Origin of the sequence: Evansella cellulosilytica DSM 2522 (assembly GCF_000177235.2) — a bacterium.
Classification (GTDB): Bacteria; Bacillota; Bacilli; order Bacillales; family Salisediminibacteriaceae; genus Evansella; species Evansella cellulosilytica.
Window position 1 is genome coordinate 3,608,934 of the sequence record NC_014829.1, and the last position, 18,853, is coordinate 3,627,786.

12 protein-coding genes, 16 tRNA genes and 2 rRNA genes are annotated in these 18,853 nt (G+C 39.6%); 1 reads left to right on the top strand and 29 read right to left on the bottom strand.

Annotated features, from left to right (window positions below):
* Positions 1-6 precede the first annotated feature (6 nt).
* Positions 7-1,353, top strand: a complete 1,347-nt coding sequence (locus tag BCELL_RS16680) for a sodium-dependent transporter (RefSeq protein WP_013489953.1) — start codon at positions 7-9, stop codon at positions 1,351-1,353.
* Positions 1,354-1,764: 411 nt separating this feature from the next.
* Here the strand turns inward: BCELL_RS16680 and BCELL_RS16685 are convergent, their stop codons facing one another.
* The 29 genes from BCELL_RS16685 to BCELL_RS16825 all read right to left on the bottom strand — a co-directional run bounded on the left by BCELL_RS16685 (position 1,765) and on the right by BCELL_RS16825 (position 18,734).
* A complete protein-coding gene (locus BCELL_RS16685) occupies positions 1,765-2,940 on the bottom strand; it encodes an aminotransferase (RefSeq protein ID WP_013489954.1) in 1,176 nt (391 codons plus the stop codon).
* Entirely contained in the window at positions 2,937-3,431 is a 495-nt protein-coding gene (locus tag BCELL_RS16690) for an Lrp/AsnC family transcriptional regulator (RefSeq protein WP_013489955.1), read from the bottom strand. Before BCELL_RS16690 ends, BCELL_RS16685 begins: the two co-directional genes overlap by 4 nt.
* A 416-nt stretch (positions 3,432-3,847) precedes the next feature.
* Positions 3,848-4,129, bottom strand: coding sequence for a ferredoxin family protein (locus BCELL_RS16695; protein ID WP_013489956.1), 282 nt, complete (start codon positions 4,127-4,129; stop codon positions 3,848-3,850).
* Entirely contained in the window at positions 4,129-5,424 is a 1,296-nt protein-coding gene (locus BCELL_RS16700; protein WP_013489957.1) for an FAD-dependent oxidoreductase, read from the bottom strand. The genes BCELL_RS16695 and BCELL_RS16700 overlap by 1 nt, the downstream gene beginning before the upstream one ends.
* A complete protein-coding gene (locus BCELL_RS16705) occupies positions 5,417-6,448 on the bottom strand; it encodes an electron transfer flavoprotein subunit alpha/FixB family protein (RefSeq protein ID WP_013489958.1) in 1,032 nt (343 codons plus the stop codon). The genes BCELL_RS16700 and BCELL_RS16705 overlap by 8 nt, the downstream gene beginning before the upstream one ends.
* Positions 6,445-7,275, bottom strand: a complete 831-nt coding sequence (locus BCELL_RS16710) for an electron transfer flavoprotein subunit beta/FixA family protein (protein WP_013489959.1) — start codon at positions 7,273-7,275, stop codon at positions 6,445-6,447. The genes BCELL_RS16705 and BCELL_RS16710 overlap by 4 nt, the downstream gene beginning before the upstream one ends.
* Before the next feature lie 478 nt (positions 7,276-7,753).
* Entirely contained in the window at positions 7,754-8,536 is a 783-nt protein-coding gene (locus BCELL_RS16715) for an ABC transporter permease (protein WP_013489960.1), read from the bottom strand.
* Positions 8,533-9,438 carry an ABC transporter ATP-binding protein gene (locus BCELL_RS16720; RefSeq protein ID WP_013489961.1) on the bottom strand — a complete coding sequence of 302 codons (906 nt, stop codon included), beginning with the start codon at positions 9,436-9,438 and terminating at the stop codon, positions 8,533-8,535. Before BCELL_RS16720 ends, BCELL_RS16715 begins: the two co-directional genes overlap by 4 nt.
* Positions 9,439-9,440: 2 nt before the next feature.
* On the bottom strand, positions 9,441-9,656 hold the full coding sequence (locus BCELL_RS16725) for a PLD nuclease N-terminal domain-containing protein (protein ID WP_013489962.1): 216 nt from the start codon (positions 9,654-9,656) through the stop codon (positions 9,441-9,443).
* Positions 9,657-9,977: 321 nt separating this feature from the next.
* A complete protein-coding gene (locus tag BCELL_RS16730; RefSeq protein ID WP_013489963.1) occupies positions 9,978-11,072 on the bottom strand; it encodes a serpin family protein in 1,095 nt (364 codons plus the stop codon).
* 131 nt (positions 11,073-11,203) lie between these two features.
* Positions 11,204-13,564 (bottom strand): glycoside hydrolase family 9 protein, encoded by a 2,361-nt coding sequence (locus tag BCELL_RS16735; protein ID WP_013489964.1) that lies wholly within the window; start codon positions 13,562-13,564, stop codon positions 11,204-11,206.
* A gap of 500 nt (positions 13,565-14,064) precedes the next feature.
* A tRNA-Lys gene (locus BCELL_RS16740) sits at positions 14,065-14,140 on the bottom strand.
* 71 nt (positions 14,141-14,211) lie between these two features.
* A tRNA-Glu gene (locus BCELL_RS16745) sits at positions 14,212-14,286 on the bottom strand.
* Positions 14,287-14,318: 32 nt separating this feature from the next.
* Positions 14,319-14,409: transfer RNA gene (locus BCELL_RS16750), tRNA-Ser, on the bottom strand.
* A 5-nt stretch (positions 14,410-14,414) separates the two neighbouring features.
* Positions 14,415-14,490 (bottom strand) — tRNA-Asn (locus BCELL_RS16755).
* Position 14,491: 1 nt separating this feature from the next.
* Positions 14,492-14,568 (bottom strand) — tRNA-Ile (locus BCELL_RS16760).
* A 32-nt stretch (positions 14,569-14,600) separates the two neighbouring features.
* Positions 14,601-14,674 (bottom strand) — tRNA-Gly (locus BCELL_RS16765).
* Between the two features lie 39 nt (positions 14,675-14,713).
* Positions 14,714-14,790: transfer RNA gene (locus BCELL_RS16770), tRNA-Arg, on the bottom strand.
* A 3-nt stretch (positions 14,791-14,793) separates the two neighbouring features.
* Positions 14,794-14,868, bottom strand: a tRNA-Gly gene (locus BCELL_RS16775).
* A 6-nt stretch (positions 14,869-14,874) separates the two neighbouring features.
* A tRNA-Gln gene (locus tag BCELL_RS16780) sits at positions 14,875-14,949 on the bottom strand.
* A 10-nt stretch (positions 14,950-14,959) separates the two neighbouring features.
* A tRNA-His gene (locus tag BCELL_RS16785) sits at positions 14,960-15,035 on the bottom strand.
* A 19-nt stretch (positions 15,036-15,054) separates the two neighbouring features.
* Positions 15,055-15,128, bottom strand: a tRNA-Trp gene (locus BCELL_RS16790).
* A 6-nt stretch (positions 15,129-15,134) separates the two neighbouring features.
* Positions 15,135-15,219: transfer RNA gene (locus BCELL_RS16795), tRNA-Tyr, on the bottom strand.
* 28 nt (positions 15,220-15,247) lie between these two features.
* Positions 15,248-15,323, bottom strand: a tRNA-Asp gene (locus tag BCELL_RS16800).
* A gap of 5 nt (positions 15,324-15,328) precedes the next feature.
* Positions 15,329-15,421: transfer RNA gene (locus tag BCELL_RS16805), tRNA-Ser, on the bottom strand.
* 12 nt (positions 15,422-15,433) lie between these two features.
* Positions 15,434-15,510 (bottom strand) — tRNA-Met (locus BCELL_RS16810).
* A 25-nt stretch (positions 15,511-15,535) separates the two neighbouring features.
* Positions 15,536-15,611: transfer RNA gene (locus BCELL_RS16815), tRNA-Ala, on the bottom strand.
* 5 nt (positions 15,612-15,616) lie between these two features.
* Positions 15,617-15,732, bottom strand: a 5S ribosomal RNA gene (gene rrf / locus BCELL_RS16820).
* Between the two features lie 69 nt (positions 15,733-15,801).
* Positions 15,802-18,734: ribosomal RNA gene (locus BCELL_RS16825) — 23S ribosomal RNA — on the bottom strand.
* Positions 18,735-18,853 lie beyond the last annotated feature (119 nt).

Here is an 18,853-nt window from a genome sequence, read left to right on the forward strand (position 1 = left end):
ATACGATTGAAACATAAACAAGAGCAATGGACATCAAAAATTGGATTTATTTTAGCCGCATCTGGGTCGGCAATAGGATTAGGTGCTATCTGGAAGCTACCGTATATGACAGGCACAAATGGTGGCGGTGCTTTCTTTATCATTTTTTTACTCTTCACCTTATTCTTAGGTCTTCCACTGCTACTAGCAGAATTTACTATAGGGAGACATACAAAAAAAGAAGCCATATCCGCTTATGAAACACTGGCACCAAATACACCATGGAATTGGATAGGAAAACTAGGGGTATTTACAGCTTTTTTATTACTTTCTTTTTACAGTGTAGTCGGTGGATGGATCGTGATTTATTTAATTCGATCGACTACTTTAAATTTAAGCGGACTAAGCACAGATGACTTTAGTAATATATTTAATGAGACGATTAGTAATCCATTCATGGCTGTGGGCGCACACTTCCTCTTTTTATTACTTACAATTATAGTTGTAAAAGGTGGCATTCAAAAAGGAATAGAACGATACACAAAAATAATGATGCCTGCATTATTCATCCTTTTTATCGTGATTGTCCTTCGTTCTGTCACACTTACCGGTAGCTTAGATGGGATTCGTTTTTTATTTATCCCAGACTTTTCTTCTGTTACTGGTGAAACAGTTTTAATGGCAATAGGTCAGTCTTTCTTTTCACTTAGTTTAGGGACATCAATCATGGTCACATATAGCTCCTATTTGAAAACAGATGAGAGCTTACCTAAAGCTGCAGGTTCTATTGTATCGTTATCTATTTTCATCTCTGTATTAGCTGGATTGGCGATATTTCCAGCCGTATTCTCTTTTGGATTGGAGCCTACAGAAGGACCGCCACTTATTTTTATAGTACTACCTGCCGTCTTTAGTAGTATTCCCTTCGGTAGCATCTTTTTCTTCATTTTTATGTTACTTCTATTATTTGCTACATTAACTTCGGCATTCTCTTTATTAGAGTTAGTCGTAGCTTCTGTAACTAAAAATGATAAAAACAAAAGGGAACGAGCCACTTGGAAATACGGTCTCTTCATTTTTGTATTAGGAATACCTTCAGCACTTTCATACGGGATTATTGCTGATATTGAGATTTTTGGACAGACATTTTTTGACAGCCTAGATTTCCTTGTAAGCAATATTTTAATCCCGCTTGGTGCGCTTTTAATAGCAATATTCACACCATTCGTCATAAAAAAACACGTACTATTTGAAGAGTTAAATAAAGGATCATCATTAAAACGTTGGTTATTTGAAACTTGGTACTTCCTTTTAAAATATATTGTGCCTATTGCCATTATCTTTGCATTTTTAAATTTAATTGGTATTATTTAAGGGCGGTATTGACTTGTAGGCAAGTATAAAATTGAAAACATTGGAAATGCTAGTAGCGTATACAACCTAGTATTCCCCTTTAAGAGGTTGACTCAAAAGGTCGATTCTTTACCTTTTGAGTCAACCTCTAAGCAATGTGCGAAGCCGCCGCAATCCCTTAAAGACCACTATAAGTGGTTTTCTTAAAAGACAAGTATAAATTTGGCAGTGGAATTTTACCGTCGTGCCTACTAATGAGAAGAGAACTCACTAGTACTTTAAGAGCTACGGCGAAATAAATCTATTTCTAATCCCCATATTCTATATAAACGTTGACTTTTTCCATTCAAAAAAAGACTAAAGCTTCGCAAAGCTTTCAGTCTTTTTTTTGAACTCATTAAGGGCACTTTCATAGTCACACTCATTACACTTTTAAATGTTTTTTATAAAACGTTCTATCCTTTTTACTGCTTCCTCTAATTGCTCCATCGAAGTAGCATAAGAACAGCGAATGTGACCTTCTCCACCTTCCCCAAATACATTACCAGGGACGACTGCAACCTTTTCTTCTTTTAATAATTTTTCCGCAAACTCCTCGGAACTTAAAGACGTTTCTTTAATTGAAGGAAATGCGTAAAATGCCCCTCCTGGTAAATGACAATCTAATCCAATTTCTTTAAGTGACTTTACAAAAAAGTTTCTTCTTTGTCGATAACTGACAATCATTTCCTGCATCTCTTCTTGACTATTGGTTATAGCTTCTAAAGCAGCGTATTGGGCCATGGTAGATGCACACATCATGGCATATTGATGGATTTTGAGCATTTCTTTCGCATACATTTCCGGTGCACATACGTAACCTAAACGCCAACCAGTCATAGCAAATGCTTTTGAAAAACCAGAGATAAGAATGGTTCTTTCCCACATTCCTTCTATAGATGGAAAGCTAACATGACTCTCGTCATAAGATAATTCTGCATAAATCTCATCCGATAGTACGAGTAAGTCGTATTTGCGAACGACACTTGCAACCTCGACTAAATCCTCCTTAGGCATTACCGCTCCAGTAGGATTATTAGGAAAGGAAATCAATATTACTTTCGTTTTTTGAGTAATCTTTTTCTCAATGTCTGATGCAGATACTTTAAAATCATTCTCAATTGATGTTAGTATCGAAATAGGAACACCACCAACTAAAGATACTAGTGGTGCATATGAGACGAAGCATGGCTCTACAATTAACACTTCATCTCCAGGATTAATCGTTGCCCTAAGTGCTAAGTCAATCCCCTCACTTGCGCCAACGGTAACGACAATTTCATTTTCCGGGGAATAATTCGTATAAAATTGTCGAGATAAGTATTCAGCAATTGCCTCTCTTAGTTCAATTAATCCTGCATTTGCAGTATAAGACGTCATCCCTCTCTCTAAAGAAGCGATACTCGCTTCCCGAACGTTCCATGGCGTCGTGAAATCTGGTTCACCCACCCCTAGAGATATAACATTTTCCATAGTAGAAGCTAAATCAAAAAATCGCCTTATACCAGACGGCTGAATTCTTTGAACTGCATCTGATAGCTTTGATTGGTGTCCTTTTTGCATACTCATGGTGATACCACGATGCGATGATCATCCTCACGATCTTCAAAGACAACTCCATCATGCTTATATTTTTTTAATTGAAAGTGTGTCGTTGTGGAAAGCACAGATTCTAATGTTGACAGTTTGTCAGAAACAAAACGGGCAATTTCAGACATAGATTTCCCTTCGATAACAACGGATAAATCATACGTTCCTGACATTAAATAGAGCGCTTTAACTTCTTTAAAACGATAAATACGTTCCGCTACTTCGTCAAATCCTACGCCTCTTTTCGGTGTCACTTTTACATCGATCATTGCTGTAACCGTCTCGTTTATATTTACTTTTGACCAATCTATAATCCCTGAATAGCCTAAAATTACTTTTTGCTTTTCTAAAGTATCAATCATTGTATTAACTTCTTCAAGACTAATATCTAACATTTTTGCTATGCTCTCCGAAGGCATCCGACCTTTATTTTCTAATAAATTCAACAATTCTCTTTCCTTTTCTGTCACAACTATTCCCTCCTGCAACGCAATTACTTTATCTACTTGTAACTACATTTATATTATGTAGCATGATTGTATGAGTACATTAATTTTGCTACCTTCAATAACTTTACCTCGAATTATCTGAAACTTCAATCTCATTTATAAAAACAATGAAATAAAATGTTATATAAATGTCGTTAGAAAGTCAAATACCATTTATATTAACAGTGGGGAATGTTATTAGCACCCTTTTTATGATTGGCTCTTTTCTCATAGATAGTTGTTTTATGCATGGACGCACTTCAGATGGAGACTTTCCGCTTGCAAGGCTGTAGCCATTTTTCGTCTCATCAAGCTTAAAAAGCAACAAATTTTATGAAAACAACCTTTAAAAAAGACATAAAACTCGCTTTATGAAGCTAGTTTTATGTCTTTTTTGATTATGCTAACCGAAAGACAATACCATGACCACCTTTTGGATACTCCCATTTAATATTATCAAATGGACAGCCAATTCTACAGCTTCCACATTCATGACAACCTTCATAGCCTACAAACATTCTATCTCCTTCCCACTTGTATACGTCAGCAGGACAGAAAATAGTACAGTCCTTATCTGGACACTTTGTGTCACAAATTTCATGACTTTTCACTTCTAAATGCGACTTTGTATCACAGTTAAATCTAACTAAATACTGCTTCTCTTCAATCGTTTTAGCCATTACTTCACCACCCTCCAAGCACGATAAATGTCTTTAGCCACTCCTAGCTTTCCTCTCTCAGCAGTAAAGGACTTCATAATGTCTCTCTGTTTATCCCATTTTGATCTACCGTCAACAGTAAACATTTTGTTCATCGCTTCATTCATGAGTGGTACGTATTTTTCAAAATATTGTGGGTGCTCTTCAAAGGTGTGTGCAGTATCTTTATATTTTTTCAAATCCTGGCCTATAAAACTATCATAAAGCTCTTTACGATACGTATCTAATATTCTCTCAGAAAAATCATCTACTTCTTTCGCTCTTAAAATTGTTTCTGCGGCCATTTTCCCAGATGACATTGCCATGTTCGAACCTTCACGATGAATAGCATTAACAAGCTGAGCCGCATCTCCTGCAACGATGACACCATCCCCGACTAGTTTTGGAATAGACTTATAGCCACCTTCTGGAATTAAATGTGCTAAATATTCTTGTGTTTCGGCACCTTCTATATAAGGTTGAACCATAGGATGTTCTTTTACATATTCTAATAGCTTATAAGGCTTCATTTTCTTTTTGATCATACTAGATAATGTAGTACCTACACCAATATTGATACTATCTTTGTTCGTATATAAGAAAGCGGTTCCAAGAGCGCCTTGAGTAGAGTCCCCGAAGATTTCGATAGAAACACCTTGCTCATCATTAACATTAAAACGTTCATTAATTGTTTTCTTCGGTAATTTCATTACTTCCATTACTGTTAGTGCTACTTCTGCAGGTTTCCATTCTTTATGAAAACCTAATTTTTTTGCTAATAATGAGTTGACACCATCACATAAGACAACAACATCAGCATAAATATCACCATCAGGCCTATCTGTACGAACTCCTACCACTTTTCCATCTTCAACAATACACTCTGTAACAACGGTTTCATTAATGAGCGTCGCCCCTTGCTCAACAGCTTTTGCAGCAAACCATTTATCAAACTTTGCTCGTAAAACAGTAAAATTATTAAACGGTTCTTTTCCCCATTCTAATCCTTTATAGCTTGTTGTTACCATCGATTCTTTATCTAAAAACCAAAATCGTTGCTCTACAACAGGCCGTTCAAGTGGCGCTTCTTTCCAAAATTCTGGGATGATTTCCTCCATCTGCTTCCTATATAGTATTCCCCCCATAACATTTTTGGCACCAGGAAATTCCCCTCTTTCAATTAATAACACGTTTAATCCATTTTTCGCACAAGTATAAGCACAGCTCGTTCCTGCAGGTCCTGCTCCAACAACGATAACATCAAATTTTTCAGACATGAGCGACACCACCTTCTGTGGAATGTAATGCTTTTTGAAATTCCCTTGTTAATAAAGGAACGATTTCAAATGCGTCAGCGACTATTCCATAATGAGCAACATCAAAAATTGCTGCATTTGGATCTGTATTAATCGCAAAAATTAATTCAGAGTTTGCCATTCCTACCGTATGTTGAACTGCTCCAGATATCCCGATAGCGAAATATATTTTAGGTGTTACGGTTGCTCCTGTCTGCCCTACTTGATGATCATGACTACAGATGCCAGCTTCGACAACGTCTCGACTCGCTCCAACAGTTGCATTTAAAACATTGGCTAGATCTTCTACCATTTTAAATCCCTTTTCGTCTTTTATTCCTTTTCCTGCCGAAACGATAATATCTGCCTCTTCAAGGTTTACTTTCTTTTGCGTATCTTTTACTATTTCAATTACTTTTGTACGTAAGTCATCTTCTTGTAGATCTATGGACTCTTGAACAACCTCGCCCGTTCGTCCTTCTTGTCTATCTGGCTTTTTGATTACTTTTGGTCTTACAGTCGCCATTTGAGGCCGATGTTTTTTACACAGAATAGTTGCCATGATGTTTCCACCAAAAGCTGGTCTGCTCGCTTCAAAAAGTCGCTTTTCTACATTAACGTCTAATAATGTAGTATCTGCTGTGAGTCCTGTCATTACTTCAGTTGCTACAGCACTTGCTAAATCCTTTCCATTTGCTGTTGCACCATATAGAAAAATTTCTGGTTTATATTTTCTAACTAAGTCTCCTACAGCCTTCATATATGTTTCCGTTCTGTATTGCTCCAGAACCGGATTATCAATAACATATACTTTATCAGCTCCATACTCAAATAGCGGTTGAGTCAATTGGTCGATGTTACTACCTAGCAAAACGCCACATAGCTCAACCTCTAATTTATCAGCTAAATCTCTACCCGCTCCTAATAATTCTAAACCTACATCTACTAAGTTACCTTCACGCTGCTCAATAAAAACCCAAACCCCTCGATACTCCTCCTTATTCATTCGTTAACCCCCTCTTTCATCTCAAAAAGCTCACGTTGCTCTAAAAGTATAGACACGATCTTCTCCCCTTGCGCCTTAACATCCCCTTCGAGCATCTCTGCTCCTTTGCTTTTCTCTGGTGGCCACATTTTCCCTACAATAGTTGGTGAACCTTTTAAACCTAATTGCTTAATGTCCACATCGTCTAAATCATCCACAGTCCAAACAATTGGATTATACCTGGCAGCCCGAATCATATTTGGTAAAGGAGAATAAGCTACTTCATTTATTTCCTTTTCCACAGTAAGTAAGCATGGAAGTGTAGACTGAATACGCTCATATCCGTTCTCTATCTTTCTATGAACTTTTATTTGCTTATTCTTTAAATCTACTTCTTCTACACTAATCACATTCGTTAACGGTGGTATATCCATACGTCTTGCTATACCAGGACCGGTTTGACCAGTATCACCATCAATTGCATGTTTTCCACATAAAACTAAGTCGACGCCATCTTCCTTCATAAGTTTTTGAATTGCTTTATATAATGCATAACTTGTTGCTAACGTATCAGCTCCTGCAAATCTTCTATCGGAAATTAAATATCCTTGATCAGCACCTATTTGTACGCATTTTTTTATGGCCTCTCTTGCTTGTGGTGGTCCCATCGATAAAACTGTCACTTTACCACCATGTATTTCCCTTAACCTCACTGCCTCTTCCACCGCGTGTGCATCATATGGGTTTAATATTGCAGGTGCACTTGCACGGTCTAGCGTGTTTGTTTTTGGATTAATTTTTATGATCTTTGTATCTGGCACTTGCTTTATACAAACAAGTATATTCATATACTCCCCCACCCCTGTTTTCATAATAAAATAAACCATTTGCACAAACATTCACAAAGTAGCTGTCGGAAATGTTAAACTTTTCACGTAAAAATGTTTAATAAGTGTGGATACTTGTAGTGTTGTAAAAATATTGTTGCGAGTTGTGTAGTAGTTGAAGTGTCATTTGGTGGAATGAATTAGTCAGATGTTATACTTTGAACATTGATCTTGCTCCCCTAAATACTGTTTCTCCCCCCTTTTATTTCAAAATAACATTTAATAATAATTATTTGAACAATTCTGAAAACGCTTACTTAATATATTTATACTAAATATTTAATGATGTATCAACCTTAATTAACAAATTTCTGAAATATTATAACTTTATATATTATATAAATAGTTTAATCGGTTAATAAACATTGATATGACAAAACGGTGAACATTTGTTGTCCACCGTTTATATAAACTGTATGAGTTAAACTTCACTTCAACTTTATGTTGTATGAACAGCCAATTCTTTTTTACTAAACAAATAAATAGCCAAACCAACAAGAGCAAAAATGATAAAGAGTGTACACAGAACAGGTAATAAAACACCATCTGCAGTTCCCGTTTGAAACAACGAGTAACTATGCTGTGTAAGCGTTCCTGGTGACCATTTCATAATATCTGGTACAAAGGTACTCATTAGGCTGATAATAATCGTTATCCCTAACGTTAGAAATGCAACTGCTGCTGTACTTTTAAATAAAGTACTAAAGAATAGTACTAACGTCAAAACAAACAGTATACCAACTGCATAAACCATCATCCCCTTCAGTACATTCGTGAATGGAACTGTCTCTATTAATAAAGAAGTATAATAATATGCTAAAACAAAACCTACGACAAAGGAGCTTAATGCAAGAGTATACATATGAACCCACTTAGCAGTAATATAGGAAGCAAACGATACTGGCTTTACGAGCACCATAATGTTTGTCGCATTATTTCTCTCACTAGCAACCGTTCCCATAAACGATAACACGAGGACTAAATATCCGATTTGGCTAAATTGCCCTAACGTCTCCGCAAGTACTTGCGGTCCTGTTGGCAAAGGAATGCTGAACGCTCCTTCAGGCATACCACCAAAGCTTTCTAAAATATCGGGTAAAAAATAAGAAGTAACTGGCTGCATTATTCCTAATAGACTAAATACTATTGGTATCCATATCCATTTAAAGTTCCTTAACGATTCTTTAAACTCTTTTTTAAAAAGAATGAACCATTTCATCATGCCTTTGTCACCTCCATGAATAAATCTTCTAACGATGTTTTTACAATTTCAAAGTTCACAATTTTCAATTTTCGAAGCTCTTCATTTGTTAATAGTGCATTTCTTGCGTTTTCGATATCTGTAACACTTATCGTCAACTCATTTTTATTCACTTTCATATGACGAATCCAATCCGAGTCTTTTATTGTGCGACTCCAATCTTCAATTGGTTCTTCTGTCTCAATATAAATTGTTGGTTGCTGATACTTCTTTTTTAGTGTCTGAAGGTCTCCAGATACAATCAACTCTCCATGATTAATAATAAATATTTCTTCACAAATTTCTTCAGCATCATGTAAAACGTGGGTGGAGAAAAGAATTGAAGTTGTTTCTTTCAGCTTGTCCATTAATTCAAGCACTTCCCTTCGCCCTTTAGGGTCTAATGCAGAAACCGGTTCATCTAAAATGACGAGCTTAGGCTTATGAACAAGCGCTTGTGCTATACCAAGACGCTGCTTCATCCCACCGGAATAACCTTGTATTCTTTTCTTCCTATCATCTATTAGACCAACTAGTTTAAGAAGCTCTTCTGCTCTTGCTTTAGCATCCTCCTTACTTAGAGATCCTAACTGGCCAGCATATACTAAATATTCTTCTCCGGTCATCCATCCATAAAATTTAGGGTATTGTGGTAAATAGCCAATATACTGTCTACGATCACCACTGTACCTTTCATCAAAAGCAATCGACCCACTCGTAGGCTTCATAAGTCCTGTAAGCATATTGAGAGTTGTACTTTTGCCAGCACCATTTGGTCCTAACAGTGCGGTACAGACTCCTTCTTTTATATGTAAGTCTATCCCTTTAACAGCTTCCGTCCCTTTAAACGATTTACTTAGCTGTTTTGTCGTAATGAGTGCCATTTTTAGTCATTCCTCCGTCCAAAAATAAAGTATAATATCGGTCCAACTATTCCTCCAAAAACAATAACAAGAATCCATACCCACTGCGGTCCATTTGTATTATTATGCTTAAAACAATCTACCATAGCAACAATTAATAAAATAAACTGAATAATAATTACTGGTGCGATAATTCCCCACGGTATACTCTGTAAATCTGACAAAATAATATCCATCATTATTCCCCTTCTCTCTCAACTTTGAATTAGTAAAATAATTTATAAATGTATTTCTATCCTTATTACGTCATATAAATCAAAAGGTTTCAACTTATTCTTGTGTTTCATGAAAAATATTGATTCAGAAATAATTATTTACTATTTGTAAAGAATAAGAAACGATGCCACATGTTTTTAAAGTAATAGTAAGTGCTCTTCTCGCTACTACGCGTGGCATCACTTCCACAGCCAAATTTACACCCTAAAAAAACAACATGCTTGTTGTATTCTGCTTACATTACCTGCAGAATACTCAGCATGTTGCTTCATATAAATTGAAAGTTAATTTGGTGACTCATAGCTTCCATAGAATAATATGATTTGTTTTCTAATATCTTTTAACTGCAATAAAAAGGGTCTATCTACTTTCAAATGAAATTCCACTTCCTGCTGTGATGATCTAACCTCAATGGAAGTTGCAGCTCCTGCTTCCGTGCCAGTTTCATCTACTTCTAAAAACGTCTTATGTTTACATTCATCTATATATAATCTTTCATCACCTTCAATCATTGGGGAAAAATCTGCCTTGTCTGGTATAAAAGCTTCTTTTATTCCCATTTTATTCAAAATAGGAGGTAGTTCTAACTCCGTTTCTAAAGTAAACTTAGGAATTTCAACAATTCCTATTTTTTTCTCCTCGCTTATATCCCATAAGTCATTTTTCGTCTTAAGCTCCTTCATTACCTCTTCTTTTCTTACGCCTTTACTTGGCACTATAATATCCATCACAAAACGGTCGTTTTCATATTCTAACCTTAGTACATCATAGTTAGTATTAGTTTGGAAATGGTATGAGGCTCTACAAACCATAAATGTAGTCGTTACTATTCCTTCTTCTGTTATAAAATCATCATCAAACGTTAAACTCTCACTAAAGGGTTCTTTCCATTTCGCCTGAAAGTGTATTGCATTTAATAGTAATAAGATAGTATCAGGATGTAAACTCTCCACCATTTTATTAATGGTTCCTTTTGTTGCATTTGTTATCCACTTATTTACTTGCTCAGCAGTCGTAATTACGTCTGTTTTCACATTGTAGTTGTCCTTAATTGTGCGAACGAATGAACGGTCGAGATCAAAATCTTTCTTTATCCAGAGGGAGTTAGCAATATTTAATTTGATGACTTCCTCATCCTGTAATGATGTCATGTATTCAAAGAGGTTCTTTTCATTACTCTTGTTAATATTTAATACTTCTATCAGTTCTTCGTAAGTCTTACCTTTAGCACCTTGCATCAATATTAATAATGCAACAGCGACACTTAATGGACTAACAACGGCATTTTTGCTTGCTTTATAGGATTCTAGAAATAGTTGATGAGAAAATGTCAATAATGGTTCTTGAAGGTCATTTTTTTCCATATCATGCTCTCTCACACCTGTTTCCTCCCTTCAAGATGATATTCTCCTATTATGATATGATTCGTATACTCGTCCACATTCTAAAATATCTATATGACACTACAAGAAAAGCGACTCACATAAAAGTAGAGTCGCTTTTTTTATCATCATTTAGCTAATAACTTTCTTCTTTGTAGAAGAAAAATTGCAGTACCTAGCATGAATAATACCGTTCCTAATAGTAAATAGTTGAAGGTGCTTGTAGCTGTATCCGGAAGTCGATCACCTTTATCTTCATCAGAAGTAGCCCCAGCGCTTTCATTAGATGAATCACTTTCATCTGCTACTTCTAGTGCTTCCTCAGATTTTGCCCCATTTTCTAATTCGCTATCAGAAGTCTTCTCGTCACCCGTTTCGATGCTTGTAGACTCCTCATCTGTCATCAGTTCTTCAATTTGTGCTTTTAAGCTCTCAACTTGTTGTTCAAGCATAGTAACCAATGCTTCTACATCGTCATATTGAGCTGAAAGTGCTACAAGCTCAGCTTCAAGTTCATCGACCATTAATTGTAATTGATCAATCTCATTATTATTTTCTAACTCTTGTAATCTTTCATTTAGTTCTTCAATTTGACTTTCTAGCTCTGCAACCTTTTGTTCTAACTTATCTGAGGCATCTTCTTCATCACCTGAAATAAATTCAGGATTTGAGAAATAAGCTAATGAGAAAAGTGCAGGTGCTGTATAATCAATGGCGTATTCATTCGTAGACCAAGAGTTATCATGATCGACATACGCTTTAGCTATTGGCATGAGTAGTTCACCATCTTCGTCAAAGAACCTTGCTTGTTCAGGATCTCCTCCCCCATTAAAACCATTTGGTCCACCAACTAGTAAGCCAGGCATATACGTGTCTGTACTCATTCGAATTCTGTGGTGAACATGTTGAGGACTTTTTGTTCCAGAACCTGTTAAATAGCTCATCCCAGTTGCTGTTCTCCCTAAGATGTAGTGTAACTGATCTAATGCACCATCAATATAAACATCATTAGGCTGTATTTCATTTGCAAATAACAAGTAATTCCCTTTAGTAACTGCATTTTTAGCAGAAGCCCATGTATACTCACTATATTCAAGAGCATTACGATATCCATCACTTTCTATTTGAGCTAGAATATCATCTGCATATGCTAAAAATGTATCCTGTACGATAGCTTTAGACTCTTCATTAGCGTTATCACTTAAGATGTAAGCATATTGTGCTAAAGGTAATCCATTTCCCCATGAAATGATGCCTGCTTCTTCATCAAATAATTCAACTATAGTAGTGTCGTCGAATTCATATTCGTGAATGTAGTCATCATATTTGCTATCCCCTGTTGTTTTTAATAGTTCAGCAGCTAGCCAGAATCTCTCACCATTATCAGTACCGCGTTTTCCATAAGCACCAGAACCATCGTTTTGTCCATCATCTTCTCTGAAATATGGTTCAGGATGAGCTTCTAAATATTCAAAAGCGAGTTCTGCATTTGCTAGTAAACGATCTGCAAATTCTTGATCATAGTCACTAAACTGTCTTGATGCAATCGCCATTGTTGCACCATACATTGCTGTTCCATACGTTGACATACCGAAAACGTAACGATCTTGTGTATCTTCTACTGGTTTTACATCCATACCTGGCCATTCAAGACCTGATACTTTATGATAAACGACACCATCTTCTCTTTGCATTTTTTCTAGCCATAATAATTTATGCTTTGCTTCAATTAAAATATCAGGCAGGTCAGTTTGTCGGTCCTCTTCGGAAACACCTTCAGGGAATGACATTTGACCACTGTAAAATGTTTCTGGATTTAATTCATAGGCATATAGCAATTGAGAAACCGATATTGATCCCGGTGTTACATATAATCCATAGTCACCAGCATCATACCATCCTGCACTAACATCAATTGTGTCGCCTTCTGTTGTAAGTTCAGGATTTTCTTCATCAGTGAAATAGAAGATTGCTTCTTGATCTTGTAGATGACCTGCCTCATATTGAATACCAGTAATCGGATCATCTATCGCAGTAGCGGAGCGTTGTGTTGTGTAAGATCTCATCGTTTCAAGAAGTGAGTTATAATACACGTCATTGGAAATATCAAAAGCGAAAGAAGTATCAACACCAGGAACGTGAACAACATATGTACCTGGTTCAGTTACATAAGTAAAGTCAGCATGCTTTACTACATCACCAGAATGCTCATCAAATACTGGTTCAGTAAGCTCTCCACTGTAAACGATTTCATCAGTATCATTATTAATAACATTAAACGTCGATGCTTCACTATCATCTACTACAATCGCAATTTTATTTATATTCGGTAAGTATCCTACTTGGTTGACCTTTACAGATGGCCCTACTTCAGTAACAATTTCAGAATCTAAATCATCACCATCACTTTCAGCACTAATGAAACTTACACTACTAAAAATTAAAAGAAAAACTAAAAATATTGTTAAAAATCCTTTTTTGTTTTTCATATAGTAAATTCCTCCTTATTTTAATAGTTTATTTACATTACTGATTTATTCACCTCTCTTTGTTAAAGATTTTCGAAAACGATATTAACTAAAACGTTTTCATAATTTCACGTATTAAGTTATCAAATAAAATAGACATTGTCAATTTTTTACTAGATTCATAAAATAAATAATACTGTCGAGAACTGTCGCTCAATATAAATAAAGTAATAAACCAACTGAATTCCCCATTAAATTTATACTATTAAACATACAATTACGAATAGAAAAGGTTATTATAGTATAGTACTTTTTTATATAGTTAAATAAAAAAATGTCGAAATATTTTTCGTTAAAATCGACTGGCTTTTCCTAAAAAAAAACGGATATTGTTTTTTTCAAACAACACCCGATTTACTATTTAATATAAAATTTCTCTACAAGATTTATTAAATTACATAGGTTATTATTATTAACATAAATAAAAAAAGACTTGTATAACAAGTCATAATTCTTTAAAATGGTGAGCCATGAAGGACTCGAACCTTCGACCCTCTGATTAAAAGTCAGATGCTCTACCAACTGAGCTAATGGCTCGCAGATTATTCACTGAATATCTTCCTATTCAGGATACTCTCAATTCAATGAATCTTTGAATATTGAAATGTTGGTGACCCGTACGGGATTCGAACCCGTGTTACCGCCGTGAAAGGGCGGTGTCTTAACCACTTGACCAACGGGCCATGATATTTTTTTACTCCTAACTCCGTATTACTGGCGGAGAAGGAGGGATTTGAACCCTCGCGCCGCTTACGCGACCTACACCCTTAGCAGGGGCGCCCCTTCAGCCACTTGGGTACTTCTCCAAAGATGGCTCCACAGGTAGGACTCGAACCTACGACCGATCGGTTAACAGCCGATTGCTCTACCAACTGAGCTACTGTGGAATGGTGGGCCTGAGTGGACTCGAACCACCGACCTCACGCTTATCAGGCGTGCGCTCTAACCAGCTGAGCTACAGGCCCAAATGTATTAAAACAATATACTAATTGTTAAATGGAGCGGGTGATGAGAATCGAACTCACGACATCAGCTTGGAAGGCTGAGGTTTTACCACTAAACTACACCCGCATTTTAATCATTAAAATTTTTGATAGCTAGTCTAAAAAATGGCGCGCCCGAGAGGAGTCGAACCCCTAACCTTCTGATCCGTAGTCAGACGCTCTATCCAATTGAGCTACGGGCGCTCATGGAGCGGAAGACGAGATTCGAACTCGCGACCCCCACCTTGGCAAGGTGGTGTTCTACCACTGAACTACTCCCGCAAAAAATGGCTGGGCTAGCAGGATTCGAACCTGCGCATGACGGAATCAAAATCCGTTGCCTTACCGCTTGGCTATAGCCCATTATTAAATATGGGGCGGCTGATGGGAATCGAACCCACGAATGCCGGAACCACAATCCGGTGCGTTAACCACTTCGCCACAACCGCCATTATAAAAAAGCAAAATTGGCAGGGGCAGTAGGAATCGAACCCACATCAAAGGTTTTGGAGACCTTCGTTTTACCATTAAACTATGCCCCTAAAAGATGGTGGAGGGGGACGGATTCGAACCGCCGAACCCTGAGGGAGCGGATTTACAGTCCGCCGCGTTTAGCCACTTCGCTACCCCTCCATCTAGAGAGAAAAATATTAAAATAATATGGCGGTCCCGACGGGAATCGAACCCGCGATCTCCTGCGTGACAGGCAGGCATGTTAACCGCTACACCACGGGACCTAATATGGCGGAGGAAGAGGGATTCGAACCCCCGCGGGCTTTGACACCCCTGTCGGTTTTCAAGACCGATCCCTTCAGCCGGACTTGGGTATTCCTCCGTATTAATATATTGGTAGCGGCGGAGGGGATCGAACCCCCGACCTCACGGGTATGAACCGTACGCTCTAGCCAGCTGAGCTACACCGCCACGTTTTAAACATTTATTATAAAAATGGTGGAGCCTAGCGGGATCGAACCGCTGACCTCCTGCGTGCAAGGCAGGCGCTCTCCCAGCTGAGCTAAGGCCCCGTAATGCCCAGCAACGTCCTACTTTCACAGGGGGAAACCCCCAACTATCATCGGCGCTGGAGAGCTTAACTACCGTGTTCGGCATGGGAACGGGTGTGACCTCTCCGCTATCGTCACTGGACTATTTATGAGAGTTTATCCTCTCAAAACTAGATAACATATTCTGATTAAATGATCGTCTTAGTAAAGTTTGGTTAAGCCCTCGATCGATTAGTATCTCTCAGCTTCACATGTCGCCATGCTTCCACATGAGACCTATCAACCTCATCATCTCTGAGGGATCTTACTCACTTACGTGATGGGAAATCTCATCTTGAGGGGGGCTTCATGCTTAGATGCTTTCAGCACTTATCCCTTCCACACGTAGCTACCCAGCTATGCTCCTGGCGGAACAACTGGTACACCAGCGGTGTGTCCATCCCGGTCCTCTCGTACTAAGGACAGCTCCTCTCAAATTTCCTACGCCTGCGACGGATAGGGACCGAACTGTCTCACGACGTTCTGAACCCAGCTCGCGTACCGCTTTAATGGGCGAACAGCCCAACCCTTGGGACCTACTTCAGCCCCAGGATGCGATGAGCCGACATCGAGGTGCCAAACCTCCCCGTCGATGTGGACTCTTGGGGGAGATTAGCCTGTTATCCCCAGGGTAGCTTTTATCCGTTGAGCGACGGCCCTTCCATACGGTGCCGCCGGATCACTAAGCCCGACTTTCGTCCCTGCTCGACCTGTATGTCTCGCAGTCAAGCTCCCTTATGCCTTTGCACTCTACGAATGATTTCCAACCATTCTGAGGGAACCTTTGGGCGCCTCCGTTACTTTTTAGGAGGCGACCGCCCCAGTCAAACTGCCCACCTGACACTGTCCCTGATCCGGATTACGGACCGAGGTTAGAATTCCAGTACAACCAGGGTAGTATCCCACCGACGCCTCCACCGAAGCTAGCGCTCCGGCTTCCAAGGCTCCTACCTATCCTGTACAAGTTGTACCAAAATCCAATATCAAGCTACAGTAAAGCTCCATGGGGTCTTTCCGTCCTGTCGCAGGTAACCTGCATCTTCACAGGTAATATAATTTCACCGGGTCTCTCGTTGAGACAGTGCCCAAATCGTTGCACCTTTCGTGCGGGTCGGAACTTACCCGACAAGGAATTTCGCTACCTTAGGACCGTTATAGTTACGGCCGCCGTTTACTGGGGCTTCAATTCAGAGCTTCTCCCGAAGGATAACCCCTCCTCTTAACCTTCCAGCACCGGGCAGGTGTCAGCCCCTATACTTCGCCTTACGGCTTGGCAGAGACCTGTGTTTTTGATAAACAGTCGTTTGGGCCTATTCACTGCGGCTCTCTCGGGCATACACCCTAATAGAGCACCCCTTCTCCCGAAGTTACGGGGTCATTTTGCCGAGTTCCTTAACGAGAGTTCTCCCGCGCGTCTTAGAATTCTCTTCCCGCCTACCTGTGTCGGTTTGCGGTACGGGCACCAGTCACCTCGCTAGAGGCTTTTCTTGGCAGTGTAGGATCAGGAACTTCGGTACTATAATTTCCCTCGCGATCACAGCTCAGCCTTATGACAAGCGGATTTGCCTACTTGTCAGCCTCACTGCTTCGACGCACATATCCATCAGTGCGCTTACCCTACCTTCCTGCGTCCCCCCGTTGCTCAAACGGTGACGTGGTGGTACAGGAATTTCAACCTGTTTGCCATCGCCTACGCCTTTCGGCCTCGGCTTAGGTCCCGACTTACCCTGAGCGGACGAGCCTTCCTCAGGAAACCTTAGGCTTTCGACGGAGGGGATTCTCACCCCTCTTTTCGCTACTCATACCGGCATTCTCACTTCCAAGCGCTCCACATGTCCTTCCGGTCATGCTTCAACGCCCTTGGAACGCTCCCCTACCACTGTCCGTAAGGACAATCCATAGCTTCGGTGATACGTTTAGCCCCGGTACATTTTCGGCGCAGAGTCACTCGACCAGTGAGCTATTACGCACTCTTTCAATGGTGGCTGCTTCTAAGCCAACATCCTGGTTGTCTAAGCAACTCCACATCCTTCTCCACTTAACGTATACTTTGGGACCTTAGCTGATGGTCTGGGCTGTTTCCCTCTTGACTACGGATCTTAGCACTCGCAGTCTGACTCCCGAGGATAAGTAAATGGCATTCGGAGTTTGACTGAATTCGGTAATCCTGTGGGGACCCCTAGTCCAATCAGTGCTCTACCTCCAATACTCTCACCTCGAGGCTAGCCCTAAAGCTATTTCGGGGAGAACCAGCTATTTCCGTGTTCGATTGGCATTTCACCCCTACCCACACCTCATCCCCGCACTTTTCAACGTGCGTGGGTTCGGGCCTCCATCCAGTGTTACCTGGACTTCACCCTGGACATGGGTAGATCACACGGTTTCGGGTCTACAACAACGTACTATGGCGCCCTATTCAGACTCGCTTTCGCTGCGGCTCCGTCTCTTCAACTTAACCTCGCACGTTATCGTAACTCGCCGGTTCATTCTACAAAAGGCACGCTGTCACCCATTAACGGGCTCCAACTACTTGTAGGCACACGGTTTCAGGATCTCTTTCACTCCCCTCCCGGGGTGCTTTTCACCTTTCCCTCACGGTACTGGTTCACTATCGGTCACTAGGGAGTATTTAGCCTTGGGAGATGGTCCTCCCGGATTCCGACGGGGTTTCACGTGTCCCGCCGTACTCAGGATACACTCCGGAGGAAACAACATTTCGGCTACAGGGCTGTTACCTTGTCTCGCAGACCTTTCCAGATCGCTTCACCTACGCTGTTTCTTTGTAACTCCGTGTGGAGTGTCCTACAACCCCAAGAGGCAAGCCTCTTGGTTTGGGCTAATTCCGTTTCGCTCGCCGCTACTCAGGAAATCGCATTTGCTTTCTCTTCCTCTGGGTACTAAGATGTTTCAGTTCCCCAGGTCTGCCTTCTCATACCCTATGTATTCAGGTATGGATACCATCCCATTACGGATGGTGGGTTCCCCCATTCGGAAATCTCCGGATCAAAGCTTACTTACAGCTCCCCGAAGCATATCGGTGTTCGTCCCGTCCTTCATCGGCTCCTAGTGCCAAGGCATTCACCGTGCGCCCTTTCTAGCTTAACCACTAAAAAGTGTGGCGTCTTACATTCGCCTTAACTAAGACACACAGTTGATTTCGTTAGAAGAATAGACTTCTATTGATATCTACTGGTGATCATTTAAATCAGTTTTTGTTATCTAGT

Bases quoted from the DNA above. Each gene is read 5' to 3' on its own strand.
- BCELL_RS16705 (WP_013489958.1), bottom strand. From the start codon at position 6,448: ATGAATAAGGAGGAGTATCGAGGGGTTTGGGTTTTTATTGAGCAGCGT.
- BCELL_RS16720 (WP_013489961.1), bottom strand. From the start codon at position 9,438: ATGGCACTCATTACGACAAAACAGCTAAGTAAATCGTTTAAAGGGACG.
- BCELL_RS16700 (WP_013489957.1), bottom strand. From the start codon at position 5,424: ATGTCTGAAAAATTTGATGTTATCGTTGTTGGAGCAGGACCTGCAGGA.
- BCELL_RS16695 (WP_013489956.1), bottom strand. From the start codon at position 4,129: ATGGCTAAAACGATTGAAGAGAAGCAGTATTTAGTTAGATTTAACTGT.
- BCELL_RS16735 (WP_013489964.1), bottom strand. From the start codon at position 13,564: ATGAAAAACAAAAAAGGATTTTTAACAATATTTTTAGTTTTTCTTTTA.
- BCELL_RS16710 (WP_013489959.1), bottom strand. From the start codon at position 7,275: ATGAATATACTTGTTTGTATAAAGCAAGTGCCAGATACAAAGATCATA.
- BCELL_RS16715 (WP_013489960.1), bottom strand. From the start codon at position 8,536: ATGATGAAATGGTTCATTCTTTTTAAAAAAGAGTTTAAAGAATCGTTA.
- BCELL_RS16685 (WP_013489954.1), bottom strand. From the start codon at position 2,940: ATGAGTATGCAAAAAGGACACCAATCAAAGCTATCAGATGCAGTTCAA.
- BCELL_RS16725 (WP_013489962.1), bottom strand. From the start codon at position 9,656: ATGATGGATATTATTTTGTCAGATTTACAGAGTATACCGTGGGGAATT.